Source organism: Pedococcus bigeumensis, assembly GCF_039531795.1.
In the GTDB taxonomy this organism is placed as follows: domain Bacteria; phylum Actinomycetota; class Actinomycetes; order Actinomycetales; family Dermatophilaceae; genus Pedococcus; species Pedococcus bigeumensis.
Map to the genome: position 1 here is coordinate 288,445 of NZ_BAAAQS010000001.1, position 16,291 is coordinate 304,735.

At 70.9% G+C, this 16,291-nt stretch carries 11 protein-coding genes; 7 read left to right on the plus strand and 4 right to left on the minus strand.

Annotation, left to right across the window (positions count from 1 at the left end; translation table 11 throughout):
* The first annotated feature begins 169 nt into the window (after positions 1-169).
* The gene (locus tag ABD262_RS01455) at positions 170-1,852 is read left to right on the plus strand and encodes an ABC-F family ATP-binding cassette domain-containing protein (protein WP_344130040.1); all 1,683 of its coding nucleotides are present in this window, start codon (positions 170-172) and stop codon (positions 1,850-1,852) included.
* Positions 1,853-1,942: 90 nt separating this feature from the next.
* Positions 1,943-7,759 carry a pullulanase-type alpha-1,6-glucosidase gene (gene pulA, locus ABD262_RS01460; RefSeq protein ID WP_344130043.1) on the plus strand — a complete coding sequence of 1,939 codons (5,817 nt, stop codon included), beginning with the start codon at positions 1,943-1,945 and terminating at the stop codon, positions 7,757-7,759.
* A gap of 110 nt (positions 7,760-7,869) precedes the next feature.
* Here the strand turns inward: pulA and ABD262_RS01465 are convergent, their stop codons facing one another.
* Complete coding sequence (locus tag ABD262_RS01465; RefSeq protein WP_344130046.1) at positions 7,870-8,421, minus strand: MarR family winged helix-turn-helix transcriptional regulator; 552 nt, start codon at positions 8,419-8,421, stop codon at positions 7,870-7,872.
* A gap of 77 nt (positions 8,422-8,498) precedes the next feature.
* Between ABD262_RS01465 and ABD262_RS01470 the strand changes: the two genes are divergently transcribed.
* Positions 8,499-9,758 (plus strand): MFS transporter, encoded by a 1,260-nt coding sequence (locus tag ABD262_RS01470; protein WP_344130049.1) that lies wholly within the window; start codon positions 8,499-8,501, stop codon positions 9,756-9,758.
* On the opposite strand, the gene ABD262_RS01475 is transcribed toward ABD262_RS01470, so the two are convergent.
* Both ABD262_RS01475 and ABD262_RS01480 read right to left on the minus strand, forming a co-directional pair.
* The gene (locus tag ABD262_RS01475) at positions 9,755-11,053 is read right to left on the minus strand and encodes an MFS transporter (RefSeq protein WP_344130052.1); all 1,299 of its coding nucleotides are present in this window, start codon (positions 11,051-11,053) and stop codon (positions 9,755-9,757) included. The genes ABD262_RS01470 and ABD262_RS01475 overlap by 4 nt on opposite strands.
* Positions 11,050-11,661, minus strand: coding sequence for a winged helix-turn-helix domain-containing protein (locus ABD262_RS01480; protein WP_344130055.1), 612 nt, complete (start codon positions 11,659-11,661; stop codon positions 11,050-11,052). Before ABD262_RS01480 ends, ABD262_RS01475 begins: the two co-directional genes overlap by 4 nt.
* A 289-nt stretch (positions 11,662-11,950) precedes the next feature.
* Here ABD262_RS01480 and rplM point away from each other — a divergent pair, with 289 nt between their 5' ends.
* From rplM to glmM, 3 genes are all read left to right on the plus strand, one after another.
* On the plus strand, positions 11,951-12,394 hold the full coding sequence (gene rplM / locus ABD262_RS01485) for a 50S ribosomal protein L13 (protein WP_056923968.1): 444 nt from the start codon (positions 11,951-11,953) through the stop codon (positions 12,392-12,394).
* 9 nt (positions 12,395-12,403) lie between these two features.
* Positions 12,404-12,910, plus strand: a complete 507-nt coding sequence (gene rpsI, locus ABD262_RS01490) for a 30S ribosomal protein S9 (protein WP_344130060.1) — start codon at positions 12,404-12,406, stop codon at positions 12,908-12,910.
* Between the two features lie 149 nt (positions 12,911-13,059).
* Positions 13,060-14,415, plus strand: a complete 1,356-nt coding sequence (gene glmM, locus ABD262_RS01495; RefSeq protein WP_344130063.1) for a phosphoglucosamine mutase — start codon at positions 13,060-13,062, stop codon at positions 14,413-14,415.
* 97 nt (positions 14,416-14,512) lie between these two features.
* Here glmM and lhgO read toward each other — a convergent pair whose 3' ends face one another.
* Entirely contained in the window at positions 14,513-15,718 is a 1,206-nt protein-coding gene (lhgO, locus tag ABD262_RS01500; protein ID WP_344130066.1) for an L-2-hydroxyglutarate oxidase, read from the minus strand.
* Positions 15,719-15,849: 131 nt separating this feature from the next.
* On the opposite strand from lhgO, the gene ABD262_RS01505 reads away from it, so the two are divergent.
* Complete coding sequence (locus tag ABD262_RS01505) at positions 15,850-16,272, plus strand: Ohr family peroxiredoxin (protein WP_344130069.1); 423 nt, start codon at positions 15,850-15,852, stop codon at positions 16,270-16,272.
* The last annotated feature ends 19 nt before the right edge of the window (positions 16,273-16,291 follow it).

Genomic DNA, 16,291 nt, shown 5'->3' on the forward strand with positions numbered 1-16,291 from the left:
GCGGGGCACGAGATGTCCTTTCGGGGCGACTTGTCCATGGTCGCGGGTCGCGAGCAGTGCCCCCGACCAACTTTGACAAGCCTTTACCTTCGTCTCGTCCGTTCGTCCGGGGTTGCCCGTCAGACAACTGAGATGACGAGCAGGGGTCCGGTGCAGCACCCTTGACCCCGTGGGACACCTCGACATCAACACCGTGAGCTTCGTGCTGCCGGACGGCCGGCCCCTGCTGAGCGAGGTCTCCCTCCGGGTCGGCGAGGGGGCGAAGGTGGCCCTCATCGGCCCCAACGGCACGGGCAAGACCACACTGGGCCGGATCATCGCCGGGGACCTCGCCGCCCACGACGGCGCGGTGACCCGCTCGGGCGGCCTCGGGGTGATGCGCCAGTTCGTCGGCTCGGTGCGCGACGACTCCACCGTGCGCGACCTGCTCCTCTCGGTGGCGCCGGAGCCGGTGCGCGAAGCGGCGGCCGAGATCGACCGCACCGAGATGCTGATGATGGAGCGCGACAGCGAGGCCGACCAGATGGCCTACGCGCACGCCCTGGTGGCCTGGGGCGACGTGGGTGGCTACGACTACGAGACGCTGTGGGACGTCTGCACCGTCGCGGCCCTCGGTATGCCGTTCGACAAGGCCCAGTGGCGCAAGGTCACCACCCTCTCGGGTGGAGAGCAGAAGCGGGTCGTCCTCGAGGCGCTGCTGCGCGGACCCGAGGAGGTGCTGCTCCTCGACGAGCCGGACAACTACCTCGACGTCCCTGCGAAGCGGTGGCTGGAGGAGCAGCTCATCGCCTCGCCGAAGACGGTGCTCTTCGTCAGCCACGACCGGGAGCTCCTCAACCGCGTCGCGACCCGGGTCGCCACGCTCGAGCCCGGCGCGGCCGGCTCGACGCTCTGGGTCCACCCCGGTCGGTTCGCGACCTACCACCAGGCCCGCGAGGACCGGAACTCCCGCCTCGAGGAGCTGCGTCGGCGCTGGGACGAGGAGCACCAGAAGATCAAGGACCTCGTGCAGATGCTCAAGGTCAAGGCCAAGTACAACGACGGGATGGCGCCGCGCTACCACGCCGCCCAGACCCGCCTGCGCAAGTTCGAGGAGGCCGGGCCGCCGCAGGAGACCCCCTTGCGCCAGAACGTCAACATGCGGCTCAAGGGGGGTCGCACGGCCAAGCGCGCCGTCATCGCCGAAGGGCTCGAGCTCACCGGCCTGATGAAGCCGTTCGACCTCGAGATCTGGTTCGGCGAGCGGGTCGCCGTCCTCGGCAGCAACGGTTCGGGGAAGTCGCACTTCCTGCGGCTCGTGGCGGCCGGGGGCAGCGACCCCGACGCGGAGCACCGCCCGGTCGGCGACATCCAGCCGGTGTCGGTGGCGCACACCGGTCGTCTGCGGCTGGGCTCGAGGGTGCGGCCGGGCTGGTTCGCCCAGACCCACGACCAGCCCGCCCTGGTCGGACGGACCCTGCTGGAGATCCTGCACCGGGGCGACGAGCACCGGACCGGCCGGCCCCGCGAGGAGGCTGCCCGGGTGCTCGACCGCTACGGCCTGGCGCGCGCCAGCGAGCAGACCTTCGACTCGCTCTCCGGCGGCCAGCAGGCGCGGTTCCAGATCCTGCTGCTCGAGCTGTCGGGCGCGACCTGCCTGCTGCTCGACGAGCCCACCGACAACCTCGACCTCCACTCGGCCGAGGCGCTCGAGGAAGGTCTGGCGGCGTTCGAGGGCACCGTCATCGCGGTGACGCACGACCGGTGGTTCGCCCGGGGCTTCGACCGGTTCCTGGTGTTCGGCTCGGACGGCCGGGTCTACGAGTCGGACGAACCGGTCTGGGACGAGGGGCGGGTGGCCCGCGCCCGCTGAGCCCGCCCCGTCTCGGCGAGCGCCGCGGGCCCGGTGGGCATACATTGCCTTGGTTCCCCCGAACCTCCCGTTGACCAGGACGGTGCTGTCATGGCGCGACCCAGAACCACACTCCTTGCTGTCCTCAGCAGCGCAGCCGTCGTCTTCGCGGGGGTGGGGGTGCCGCTGGCCGCGGGTCCCGCAGCCGCGGCCGACCCGGCGCCCCGGACGGCCACCCTCGCGGGCTCGTTGCAGAGCGAGCTCGGCTGTCCCGGTGACTGGGCTCCCGACTGCACGGCCACGGACCTGGCACAGGTGGGCAACACCACGGCCTACGCGAAGGTCTTCGACGTGCCCGCGGGCTCGTACGAGTTCAAGGTGGTCATCGACCACTCGTGGGACGAGAACTACGGCGCGGGTGGTGCGAAGAACGGCGCCAACATCCCGCTGGTCCTCAAGGGCCCCGCGCGCGTCGAGTTCTCCTACGACGACGTGACCCACCAGGTCGGGATGCGACCGGTGCAGCTCTCGGGGCCGGCCACCAGGGCCGACCAGGCGTATGCCGCGGACTCCCTGCGCGAGCCGCTCACCAAGGAGCGCTACTACTTCGTCATGGCGGACCGGTTCGCCAACGGCGACACCGCCAACGACAAGGGCGGCCTGACCGGGGACAAGTCCCAGACCGGCTACGACCCGACCAACAGCGGGTACTACCACGGCGGTGACCTCAAGGGGATCCAGTCGAAGCTCGACTACATCAAGGGTCTCGGCACCACGGCCATCTGGCTTACCCCGTCGTTCAAGAACCGGCCGGTCCAGGGAGCACCGCCGAACGACAGCGCCGGCTACCACGGGTACTGGATCACCGACTTCACCCAGGTGGACCCGCACCTCGGCACCAACGCCGACCTCACCGCCCTGATCTCGGCGGCCCACGCCAAGGGCATGAAGGTCTTCTTCGACATCATCACGAACCACACCGCCGACGTCATCAACTACTCCGAGGGCAAGTACACCTACATCGACAAGGCGACCTCTCCCTACAAGGACGCCAACGGCAACGTCTTCGACGACAAGGCGTACGCCGGCAAGCCCGGCTTCCCGGCGATGGACCCGAACACCTCGTTCCCGTACCACCCGGTCTTCAACACGCCGGCTGACGCCACGGTCAAGGTGCCGGCCTGGCTGAACGACCGGACCAACTACCACAACCGCGGCGACTCGACCTTCGCCGGCGAGTCGTCCGAGTACGGCGACTTCGTCGGGCTCGACGACCTGTTCACCGAGCAGGCCGACGTCGAGCAGGGCATGGAGGACATCTACAAGGCGTGGGTGGACTTCGGCGTCGACGGCTTCCGGATCGACACGGTCAAGCACGTCAACATGGAGTTCTGGCAGAAGTTCAGCCCGGCGATGCTGGCGCAGGCCAAGAAGGACGGCAACGACGACTTCTTCATGTTCGGCGAGGTCTACGACTCGCGTCCGTCGTACATGTCGACCTTCACGACCACGGGCAAGCTGCCGGCCACCCTCGACTTCGGGTTCCAGGCGCAGTCGGTCAACTGGGTGCAGGGGAAGTCGGGCACCGACCTGCGCGACCTCTACGCCGACGACGACTACTACACCGACACCGACTCCAACGCCTACGAGCTGCCGACCTTCCTCGGCAACCACGACATGGGCCGGGTGGGGATGCTGCTCAAGGGCCCCAGCACGGACGCGGCCGACCTCATGCGTCGCGTCAAGCTGGCCGACTCGCTGATGTTCCTCACCCGGGGACAGCCGATTACCTACTACGGCGACGAGCAGGGCTTCATGGGCTCGGGCGGCGACAAGGCAGCCAGGCAGGACATGTTCGCCACGCAGGTCCCCAGCTATGCCAGCGAGCAGGTGCTGGGCGGTGAGTCGGGCTCCAAGGATCGCTTCGACACCAGTGCGCCCCTCTACCAGCACATCAAGCAGCTGTCGGCGCTGCGGGCGGCCAACCCGGCGCTCGCCGACGGGGCCCAGGTGCACCGCTATGCCAGCAGCACGGCAGGGGTCTTCGCCTTCTCGCGGATCGACAAGGCCAAGCGCGTGGAGTACGTCGTGGCCCTCAACAACGCGACGTCGGCCAAGTCGGCGACCTTCGCGACCTACGGCCACAACCAGGGCTTCGCGCCCCTCTACGGCACGACGTCGTCGGTGCGGTCGGCCAAGGACGGCCGGCTGACCGTCACGCTCCCCCCGCAGTCCGTGGCGGTGTGGAAGGCGACCACGCCGATGGACCGGCCGAAGTCGGCGCCGCCGGTCTACCTGACCTCGCCCAGCGCGGGTGCCGTCGTGGGCGGGCGTGCACAGGTCGGGGCTGCGATCACCACGAACACCTTCGCGCAGGTCTCCTTCCTGGCCCGCCCTGTGGGCACCACTGCCTGGACTGCGCTCGGCACCGATGACAACGCGCCCTACCGGGTGTTCCACGACGTGAGCGACACGACGGCGTGGCCCAAGGGCACCTTGGTGGAGTACCGCGCCGTGGCCAAGGACTCGGTCGGGCACGTCTCGGCGTCCTCGAGCTACGGCATCGTCGGCGACCCGAAGGCGGCCGGGGGCGGCGGTAACGTCGGCCCGGTCACCCAGCCCGACGCCGTCGCTGCCGCCGGCGACCACAACAGCGAGATGGGCTGCGTGACCGCCGCCGGAGCGCCCGAGGACTGGGCGCCCTGGTGCGACCAGGCCCAGCTGTCGCTCGGCGCCGCCGACCAGATCTGGAAGGGCAAGTACCAGCTGCCCGCCGGACAGGAGTTCGCCTACAAGGCTGCGCTGAACCGCAAGTGGGACGAGAACTACGGAGCCGGTGGCGTGCCCGGTGGGTCCAACATCTCCTACAAGGTGCCCGCCGACGGTGAGGTGAACTTCTACTACGACCACTCGACCCACTGGATCACCTCCGATGCCCAGGGCCCGATCATCACCGCACCGGGCAGCTTCCAGTCGGAGGTGGGCGGCTGTGCCGACTGGAGCCCGGACTGCATGAAGCCCTGGCTGCAGGACCCCGACGGTGACGGCACCTACACGTGGGCCACCAACCAGATGCCGGCAGGCAGCTACGAGTTCAAGGTGGCGCACGGCCTGTCGTGGGACGAGAACTACGGGGCCGGTGGCGCGCCCGGTGGGGCCAACGTCAGCCTCACCGTCCCCTCCGACGGGCTGCTCGTGACGATCTCGTACGTCCTGGCGACACACGCGATCAGCACGACCGTGACCAAGCCCGGCGCCGCACCCGACCTGACCAAGCAGCGGGCGGTGTGGGTCCAGCGCGGCCTGGTCGCGTGGCCCGCGGACCTGGTCCCGGACGGGGTCGACCCCGCCCTGCTCAAGTGGGGCCTGACCTGGTCGCGGGACGGTGGTCTCGCGGTGGACGCCGAGGCGATCACCGGCGGCACCACGGCGCCGCTGCGCTACGACCCCGACGGCCTCCCTGCCGCGGTGGTGGCCGCGCACCCGGAGCTCAAGGGCTACCTCGCCCTGCGGCTGGACACCAGGACGGCCAAGCAGGTGCCTGAGATCCTCCAGGGCCAGGTGGCCGTCGGCATGTACGACACCCTCAACCGGGTGCTCGACGCCACGGGCGTGCAGATCGCCTACGTCCTCGACGACCTGTATGCCGCGGACGCCGCGAAGCGCACCTATGGCGTCACCTTCGGCGGCCGCTCGCCGTCCTACCGGATCTGGGCGCCGACCGCCCAGCGGGTGGACCTGCTCACCTGGGCGCCGGGAGCCCCCGCCGACGCGCCGGTGAGCGCGGCGACGCGGACGCACCTGTCACGGTTCGCAGACGGCTCGTGGTCCGGCTCGGCCGGGCTGCGCAACTCGCGCTACCTCTACGAGGTGACCGTCTACGTCCCGACGACCGGCAAGGTCGAGACGACCCCGGTGACGGACCCGTACTCCGTCGCCCTGACCCTCGACTCGACCCGGTCGGTGGCCGTGGACCTGAAGGACCCGGCATACCAGCCGTCGTCGTGGCGCACGGCCAAGGCGCCGGCGCTCGCCAAGGACGTCGACTCGACTGTCTACGAGCTGCACGTGCGTGACTTCTCGGTCAACGACCCGACCGTGAGTGCGCAGAACCGTGGGTCCTACCTGGCGTTCGCGGAGAACGGCAACGGCACCAAGCACCTCAAGGCGCTCGCCGCCGCGGGGCTGAACACGGTGCACCTGCTGCCGACCTTCGACATCGCCTCGATCCCCGAGGACCCGGCCGACCAGCAGACGCCGGCCTGCGACCTCAGGTCGTACGCCCCGGACAGCGACCAGCAGCAGGCCTGCGTCAACGCCATCCGGGCCAAGGACGCGTTCAACTGGGGCTACGACCCGTGGCACTGGATGGCGCCCGAGGGGTCGTACGCCTCGACGCCGGCCAAGGCCGACGGGGGAGCGCGGGTCGCGGAGTTCCGCACGATGGTCGGTGGCCTGCACCAGGACGGCCTGCGGGTCGTGCTCGACCAGGTGTTCAACCACACCCCGACGTCAGGCCAGGCGCAGACCAGCGTCCTCGACAAGGTCGTGCCCGGCTACTACCAGCGGCTCAACGCCAGCGGCGGCGTCGAGACCTCGACCTGCTGTCAGAACGTGGCCACCGAGCACGCCATGGCCCAGAAGGCGATGGTCGACGCGGTGGTGCTGTGGGCCCGTGACTACAAGGTCGACGGCTTCCGGTTCGACCTGATGGGCCACCACAGCAAGGCCAACATGCTGGCCGTGCGGGCTGCCCTCGACCGGCTCACGCTCGCCAAGGACGGCGTGGACGGCAAGTCCGTGTACGTCTACGGCGAGGGCTGGAACTTCGGCGAGGTGGCCGACAACGCGCGCTTCGTGCAGGCCACGCAGGGTCAGCTCGGAGGCACCGGGATCGGGACCTTCTCCGACCGGCTGCGCGACGCCGTGCGGGGTGGCGGGCCGTTCGACAGCGACCCGCGCAAGCAGGGCTTCGGCAGCGGTGAGTCCACCGACAGCAACGGCGTCCCGTTCGACGCGTACGACCCGGCCACGTCGCTCAAGCACGACACCGACCTGGTCGAGCTCGGGCTGGCCGGCAACCTGAGGTCGTTCTCGTTGCGGCTCAACCAGAACGGCTCGGTCGTGACCGGCAAGGACGTCGACTACAACGGCCAGCCCGCGGGCTACGCCGACCAGCCGGACGAGGTGGTCACCTACGTCGACGCCCACGACAACGAGACGCTGTTCGACAGCCTGACCTACAAGCTGCCGGTGGCGACCTCGATGAGCGACCGGGTGCGGATGAACACGCTCTCGCTCTCGACCACGGCGCTCTCGCAGACGCCGTCGTTCTGGCACGCCGGTGCGGACCTGCTCCGCTCGAAGTCGTTGGACCGCAACAGCTACGACAGCTCTGACTGGTTCAACACCCTCGACTGGACCGGTGCCGACAACGGCTTCGGCCACGGTCTGCCCCTCAAGGGTGACAACGAGGCGAAGTGGGCGATCCAGAAGCCGTTGCTGGCGAACCCGGCGCTGAAGCCGGCGGCCGCCGACGTGCAGACGGCCACCGCCCAGGCGCAGGACCTGCTGCGGCTGCGCTTCTCGACCCGGCTGTTCCGGCTCGGCAGCGCTTCGGCGATCAACGCCAAGGTCTCCTTCCCGGCCAGTGGCACGGCAGACGCGCACCCCGGGGTGATCGCCATGCGGATCGACGACACCAAGGGTGCCGACGCCGACCCGCAGCTCAAGGGTCTGGTCGTGGTGTTCAACGCCTCGCCGACCGCGGTGACCCAGAAGGTGCCCGGCCTGGCTGGTGCCGCCCTGGCGTTGTCACCGGTGCAGCAGCTGGGGTCGGACGCCGTCGTGAAGTCGGCCACCTGGAACGCGTCGGCGGGCACGGCGACGGTGCCGCCCAGGACCGTGGCGGTCTTCGTCCAGCGCTGACCCCTCGCCCCCGACGAGGAACCTTTGCTAGCAAGGGTTCCTCGTCGAGGGACAGGTTGCACCCTGTCCACCAACGAATTTCCTTTGCTAGCAAAGGTTGCTGGAGGGGGTCAGGTCTCGAGGCCGAGGACGATGCGCCGCAGCAGGCTGTTCAGCTCGACCTGCTCGGCCTCGCTGAGGACGGCCAGGGTCTGCTTCTCCCGGACGACCGCGAGCTCGAGGGCCTGCTTCCACACGGTGCGCCCCGACTGGGTGGGCCGGACGATGATGCGACGGCGGTCGAGCGGGTCGCTCTCCCGGGTGACGTAGGCCAGCTCGACCAGCCGGTCGAGTCGGGAGGTCATCGCCGCGCGCGTCACGTGACAGGCCTCGGCCAGCTGGGCCGGGGTGGTCTCGTTGGGCTCGGGCTGGACGAGCAGCGTGTGCAGGGTGTCGTACTCGGCCGGCCCCAGGCCGAGCTCGCCGAACGCGGCGGCGTTGGCCCGCTTCACATGGCGGTTGATCGCCCCGATCCGCACGACGGCGCCCTCGACCTCGGGGTCGAAACCCCGGAACGTGCGGCGCCAGCGCTCGACGTGCTGGTCCACCCAGTCCTGCTCGGGTCCCTGCTCGTGTTGTTGCTCGTGCCCTTGCTCGGGTCCCTGCTCGTGTCCCTCGGCCATGCCCTCAGTGTGGCAGATCTGGATACCGTCTGAGAATTAGATGACAGATAGTTAAACGGTGTACTAATCTCCCTCGCATGACCTCCACCGCCCCCTCCACCCCCTCGGGCTTCCGCCTCCTGGCCGTCGGCCAGGGGCTGTCGTGGTTCGGCGACGCGTTCGCCCCGATCGCCCTGGCCGTCGCGGTCCTCGCGGGCGGTGGCAGCGCCAGCGAGCTCGGCCTCGTCCTCGCGGCCACCATGGCGGCCCGACTGGCGGGCACGCTGGTCGGCGGGATCTGGGCCGACCGGGTGTCACCCGGACGGATCATGGTCGCCAGCGACGTCGTGCGCGCCCTGAGCACCCTTGCCACCGCCGGCTACTTCGCCACCGGCCAGGACAGCGTGCCGCTGCTCTGTGGGTTGGCCGCGGTGACCGGCGGCGCCGCGGCCTTCTTCGGGCCGGCCTTCGTGTCGCTGCGACCGCTGCTCGTGGCGGTGGACCGTCGGCACGCGGCGAACGCGACGCTCAACATCCTCCAGAACTCCGCCTTCATCCTCGGCCCGGCGGCCGCGGGTGTGTTCGTCGCCTGGGCGGGCGCGCCCTGGGCCTTCGTGGTCAACGCGGCCTCGTTCGTGGTGTCGGCCGGCACCGTGGCGGCCATCCGGGTCGACGCGCCGCGCGCGCCGCGGGCGGGGCTGCTCGCCGAGCTGCGCGAGGGGTGGCGCGAGGTGACCGGCCGCAGCTGGCTGCTGGCCGGCCTGCTGGCTGCCACGGCATACCACGCGGCCTTCGGTGCGGTGACCGTGCTGGTCGACGTCATCGCGGTGCGCGATCTCGGCGGCCCCACGGCCCTGGGGTGGATCTCGGCCGCCTCCGGCGCCGGCGGTCTGGTCGGGGGCCTGCTGGCGCTGCGTATGCCGCCCCGTCGCCCGCTGCTCGTCGGCTGGCCCTGCGTGGCGCTGATGTCGCTCTTCGCGGCAGCGTTCGCGTGGCCGGGTCAGCTGGCGGCGGTCATCGGCGCCGCCGTGGTCGCCTTCGCCGGCCTGATGTACTTCTCGGTCTGCTGGGACACCGCGCTGCAGGACGGCGTGCCCCACTCGGTGCTGGCACGGGTGTCGTCGTGGGACATCCTCACGTCCTTCGTCGCGATCCCGGCCGGCAACGCCCTCGCCGGCCCGCTCGCGCACACCTTCGGGACCGGCCGGGTCATCCTCGTGGCCGCCGCCGTGATGGCGCTCGCATCGTTCGCACCGATGCTGGTCCGTGGGTCGCGCGAGCTGCGACGGTCGACCGGCGCCACCGTGGTGGCGGCGACGCCGGCCGTGGCCGTCGCCGAGCCGTCACCGGCCCACTAGGCGGGGGTGGCGTCCTCGGCCTCGAGCTCCTCGACCGGCAGGGTGCGCCCGCGGCGCCAGGCCGGGAGGAAGCAGACGAAGCCCACGGTGCTGATGGCCCCGGCGACGACCATCGCGGTCGCGATCGACGTGCGTCCGGCCAGCAGGCCCAGGAGGGGGCCGGCCACCGCGCCACCCGCCTGCATGACCAGGGAGCCCAGCGACAGGATCGTCGCGCGGTTGCGCGCACTCGCCTCGCGGTGCATCAGACCCATGTAGGCCGGGCTCGCGGCTCCGTGCAGCGAGTAGGTCACCAGGTAGGCCGCGACGAGGGCGACCGGTCCGAGGACCAGGCCCATCGCCACGACCCCCAGCCCGTTGAGCACCCGCCCGAGCACGGCGGCCTGCACCAGCCCGAAGCGATCCGCAGCGCGGCCGCCGAGCCACGACCCCAGCGAGAACAGCGCCCAGCCCCCGGCCGCCGCCGGGCCCATCCAGGCGCCGGCCCTCGCCTCCGACCCGAGGAGGTCGGACAGCCGCAGGGGCATCAGGGTCTCGTAGGCCATCATGCCGATCACCCAGAACAGCTCGACCGCCACCAGGCCGGCCAGCACCCGGTTGCGCGTCACCAGGCGGATGCCGTCGCGGACCACGACCGGGGTCTCGCGGACCGAGTCGGCCAGCCGGGCCCGCATCCGGCTGTCGCTGCGCGGGGTCTCGCGCAGGAGCGCGAAGGTGGCCACCAGGTGCACCACGGACAACGCGACGAACACCTGGACGGGCAGGAGCAGGGCGCTGGAGTCGCGGAACGGGTGCCAGGCGACCAGCCCGCCAGACACGAGGGCGCCACCGCCCATGCCGACCCCGACCAGCACCCCCTGCGCCGACATGGCGCGGTGGACGTCGGCGCCGGGCTCGTGCTCGTGGACGGTGTCGACGTACCAGGCCTCCAGCGGGCCGGAGTCGAGGGCGCGGTAGACACCCATCAGGCCGGCGGACAGGGCGAACTGCCAGAACGAGTGGGCGAAGAGGAAGGCCACGCCGGCGCCGATGTTGACCACGCCCGCGACCAGCAGCAGCGGACGTCGGCCCAGCGCGTCGGCGAACCCGCTGGTGGGAAGCTCGAGCAGGAACACCATGATCCCCTGCGCGACCATGTAGAGGGTGATCTGCTGGATCGTGAGGCCGCGCTCGCGGGCCACCAGCGTGAAGAGGCCGACGATGAAGCCGACCGGCAACCACCGGGTCGTGCTGAGGACGAGGAAGACCCGCCTGGCCGCAGTGGGGGAGAGGGAGGTCACCGGGGCCGGTGTCATGAGTGCTCCTTGGCGCTGGGGACCCGGTCGAGGTCGAGGGGGTAGACGGCGCTGTAGACCGCCATCCGTCGGGCCTTCGGGTTGCCCTGGCCGACGCGGCGGTACTTCAGGAGGAGCTCGTCGAGCTCGGCCTTGAGGGACTCGACCTGCTCGGCGGTCGCGACGATGAAGTTGTCGCTCATGCCCGCGGCGTCCCGCCACTCGATGGGCCAGGTGTCCTGCACGTCGAGCCACCGCTCGAACTGCTCGGCGAAGTGGCGGGCGTAGTCGCGGACCAGCCAGCCGAGCGCCGTCTCGGAGTCCTCGTCGCCGGCGAAGTCACTGGCCTCCCAGGTGTGGAAGTCGGTGGCTGCCTGCCAGAGCCGGCGCTTGCCCTCGCCCTCACCGGTGTCGGAGACCAGGCCCACCGACTCGAGCTTGCGCAGGTGGTAGGAGGTCGCCCCCGAGTTGGTCGAGAGCCGTGCGGCGAGGGCGGTGGCGGTCGCCGGTCCGTCGACGCGCAGGGCGCTGAGCAGCCGCGAGCGGAGGGGGTGGGCGAGGACCTTGAGGGCGGCGGCGTCGAGGCGCAGCCCGGTCAGGTCGCCGATCTGGGTGCGGGAAGTGGCCATGCGTGCACAATACCTTTGCACACTTTGTTTGCACAAGTATTGTGCACAGGAATTATGCACGGGTATCGCTGCAGGTCAGGGCCGGTTTACGGCGGTCGCAGGGGCGATTTGGGTGCGCGGCGGTCGACCCGTAAACTTGAGCACTGTTATGCCGTGCGCCCTCGTAAGGCGACACCACCGATCCGCCCGGCGGATCGTGCGCCTCGGGCGCACGCGGCATACCGAACCACCGCATTTCCTCATGACCATCGCAGTTCCACAGATATAGCCGATGTAAAGGTTCAGAACTTTGCGCACCTTCACCCCGAAGCCGGCCGAGGTCACTCGCACCTGGCACGTCATCGACGCCACGGACGTTGTCCTGGGTCGCCTGGCGAGCCAGACCGCGATCCTCCTGCGCGGCAAGCACAAGACCACGTTCGCCCCGCACGTCGACGGTGGCGACTTCGTCATCATCATCAACGCCGAGAAGGTCGCCCTCACCGGCGCCAAGCTGGAGCAGAAGAAGGCCTACCGCCACTCCGGCTTCCCGGGCGGCCTCAAGAGCACCTCCTACACCGAGCTCCTCGCCAAGAGCCCCGCCAAGGCCGTGGAGAAGGCCGTTCGCGGCATGCTCCCGCACACCACGCTCGGTCGTGAGCAGCTGACCCACCTCAAGGTCTACGCCGGCTCCGAGCACCCGCACAGCGCCCAGAAGCCCGTCCCGTTCGAGATCACCCAGGTCTCCCAGTAAGGATTTCTTGTGACTGACATCAACACTGAGACCCCTGTCGAGGGTGACGAGGTCGTGCTGACCGAGTACACCTCCGAGTCCGAGGGCCCTGTCTCCTCCGACGAGCCCACGCGGCGCGCGAGCGCCACGGTGCCCGGCGCCGCGACCGGTCGACGCAAGCAGGCCATCGCCCGCGTGCGCATCGTCCCCGGCAACGGCGAGTGGAAGATCAACGGGCGCACGCTCGAGCAGTACTTCCCGAACAAGGTCCACCAGCAGATCGTCAACGAGCCGTTCACGCTGCTCGAGCTCGACGGTGCCTACGACGTGCTCGTGCGCGTCCACGGTGGTGGCCCCTCCGGCCAGGCCGGTGCGGTCCGACTCGGCGTGGCCCGCTCGCTCAACGGGATCGACGAGGAGCTGAACCGTCCGGCGCTCAAGAAGGCCGGCTTCCTCACCCGTGACGCCCGCGTCCCGGAGCGCAAGAAGGCTGGTCTCAAGAAGGCCCGCAAGGCTCCGCAGTACAGCAAGCGCTGATCTGCCCCCGCAGTACCCGTTCGAAGGCGGCGCCCCACGTGGGTGCCGCCTTCGGCGTCTTTGGCGGTAGGTTCACGCCAGATGCCCGTGCGGCCGGCGCCACCCACGGGGCGGCCCGTTCGCGCACCTGATCGAAAGGCTTCCACTTCATGCCCACGACGGCACGACTCTTCGGTACCGACGGGGTTCGCGGCCTCGCGAACGTCGACATCACGGCCGAGCTGGCGCTGCGCCTCAGCGTGGCTGCCGCCCACGTCCTCGGGGACGACGCCCGCCGAGCCGGGCGGCGCCCCAAGGCGGTCGTCGGACGCGACCCCCGGGCGTCTGGCGAGTTCCTCTCCGCCGCCGTGATCGCGGGCCTGGCCTCGGCGGGAGTCGACGTCTACCACGCCAACGTCCTGCCGACGCCGGCGATCGCCTTCCTCACCGACGACACCCACGCCGACTTCGGCGTGATGCTGTCCGCGTCGCACAACGCCATGCCCGACAACGGGATCAAGTTCTTCGCCGCCGGTGGGCACAAGCTCGACGACCAGATCGAGGACGAGATCGCCGCGCGCCTCGACCAGGACTGGGAGCGCCCGACCGGCCCCGACGTGGGCCGCGTCGTCACCATGCCCGACGGGCACACGCGCTACATCTCGCACCTGCTGACCGTCCTGCCCAACCGCCTCAACGGGATCAGGGTCGTGATCGACGGCGCCCACGGGGCGGCCAGCCAGGTCTCGCCCGAGGTGTTCCGCCTGGCCGGCGCGGAGGTCTTCGAGATCGGCACGGAGCCCGACGGCCTCAACATCAACGACGGCTACGGCTCCACGCACCTCGACCACCTGAAGGCCGCCGTGGTGGCCCGCGGCGCCGACCTCGGCATCGCCCATGACGGCGACGCCGACCGCTGCCTCGCGATCGACCACACCGGCACCGAGGTCGACGGCGACCAGATCATGGCGATCCTCGCGGTGTCGCTGAAGTCCCGTGGCGCGCTGGCCCAGGACACCCTCGTGGCCACCGTGATGAGCAACCTCGGGCTGCTGCAGGCGATGGAGCGCGAGGGCGTCGCCGTGCGACAGACCGCCGTGGGCGACCGCTACGTGCTCGAGGACATGCGCGCCTCCTCCTACTCGCTGGGTGGCGAGCAGAGCGGCCACGTGATCTTCCTCGACCACGGCACGACCGGCGACGGTGTGCTCACCGGCCTGATGCTCGCGGCCCGCGTCGCCGAGACCGGGAAGCCCCTGTCGGAGCTGGCCACCGTGATGCGCCGGCTGCCGCAGGTGCTCATCAACGTCAAGGGTGTCGACAAGGCCCGGGTCGAGTCCGACCACGAGCTGCAGGCCGCCGTCCGGGCCGAGGAGGAGGCCCTCGCCGGCAACGGCCGGGTGCTGCTGCGCAAGTCCGGCACGGAGCCGGTCGTGCGCGTCATGGTCGAGGCGGGGGAGCAGGAGCAGGCCCAGGCCGTGGCCGACCGCCTGGTCGACGTCGTCAAGGCTCGCCTGGCCCTCTGACCGCACCACCACCACGACCACCGACCACCACCACCACGTCGAGGTGGGATCAGGGCATGCCCAGCTGCCGCTGGGCGTTCGCGAAGAGCGTTGCGGCTCAGGGGGTTTGGTCGAGCAGCGTGACGATGTGTCGGGCGATCTCGAAGGCGCTCGTTGCGGCTGGCGAGGGCGCGTTGAGGACGTGGACCACCCTCCCGTCCCGCTCGACCAGGAAGTCGTCGACCAGGGTCCCGTCGGCCCGCAGGGCCTGTGCGCGCACTCCCGCGACAGCCGGCATGAGGTCGTCGTCGCGCAGCTCCGGCACCAGCCGTCGCAGGCTGTCGCCGAACCGGTGGCGTGAGAGGGAGCGGGCGACCTCGGCGGCGCCGGCCCGGTGGTGGCGCGCCGCCAGGCGCCAGAAGCCGGGGTGCGTCAAGGTCTCCCGGAGGTCGCTCCAGCGCACCGTGCGCCAGTCGTAGCCCTCGCGGGCCAGCGCGAGGACGGCGTTCGGCCCGGCATGGACGTGTCCGTCGGTGCCGCGGGTCAGGTGCACGCCCAGGAACGGGAGGTCGGGGCCGGGCACGGGGTAGACGAGGTGCCGGACCAGGTGGCTGGCCTCCGGACGCAGCTGGAAGTACTCGCCCCGGAAGGGGACGATCCGCGCCGACGGACGGTGACCGAGCCGTCGGGCCACCAGGTCGGCCTGCAGGCCGGCACACGCCACGACGAGGTCGGCGGGCAGGTCGCCGCGGCTGGTCCGCACCACGCTCGCACCGGCCGGGCCCCCGCCACCCGCCCCCAGGACCTCGGTGTCGAGCAGCAGGGTCGCGCCGGCTCGCTCCAGCCGGCGCACGAGGGCCGCACACACGGCCGGGTAGTCGATGATGCCGGTCTCGGGGACGTGCAACGCCGCCACCGCGTCGACGTGCGGCTCGTGCGCTCGGGCCTCCTCGCGGGTGAGCCGGGTGACGGCGAGCCCGTGGGCCAGGCCGCGCTGGTGCAGCCGTTCGAGGCCGGGCAGCTCGTCGGTCCTGGTCGCCACGACGAGCTTGCCGCAGAGCTCGTGGGGGATGCCCTCCTCCCGGGCGAACGCGACGAGGGAGGCCGCTCCGGCCCGGCAGAAGGCGGCCTTGAGCGAGCCCGGCGGGTAGTAGAGGCCCGAGTGGATGACCCCGCTGTTGCGTCCCGTCTGGTGGACGGCCCAGGACGGCTCCTTCTCGACCACGGTGACGTCTGCACCCGGTCGCTCCCGGCACAGCCGATCGGCGACGGCCAGCCCGAGGATCCCGCCGCCGACGACGAGGTGACGCACCGGTGTCGGCATCGTCACAGCCTAGGACGGCGGGGTGGGGAGCCCGCGGCGGAATCGTGGCTGCGCCGTCCCCGTTGTCCTGGGTGGCATCCGCCTCGAGGATGTCCACGTCCCGTCGACCCCATCGAAGGCGAGCCCCGCTGATGCCCCACGAGTCCCTGACCGAACCGCTCTACTCGATCGCCGCCACCGCGCAAGGGGGCCGGGCCGGCCACGTCACGAGCGCGGACGGTGTCGTGCACCTCAAGCTGGGCAAGCCGGGCAGCAAGGCGAACCCCAAGGCCAACCCCGAGACACTCTTCGCCGCCGGCTACGCCGCGTGCTTCGGCAACGCCCTGAACTCGGTGGCCACGGCGATGGGCCTGGACACCTCCGACTCCACCGTCACCGCGACGGTGACCCTCGGGCGGACCGACACGGGTGTCGGCCTCGCAGTGGCCCTGGTGGCCGAGGTGCCCGGCCTCGACCGTGGCACCGCCCAGCAGCTGGTCGACGCGGCGCACGAGCGCTGCCCCTACTCCAAGGCCACCCGCGGCAACATCGACGTGACAGTCGCCCTCGCCTGAGGTCGGGTGGAGGGCGGCG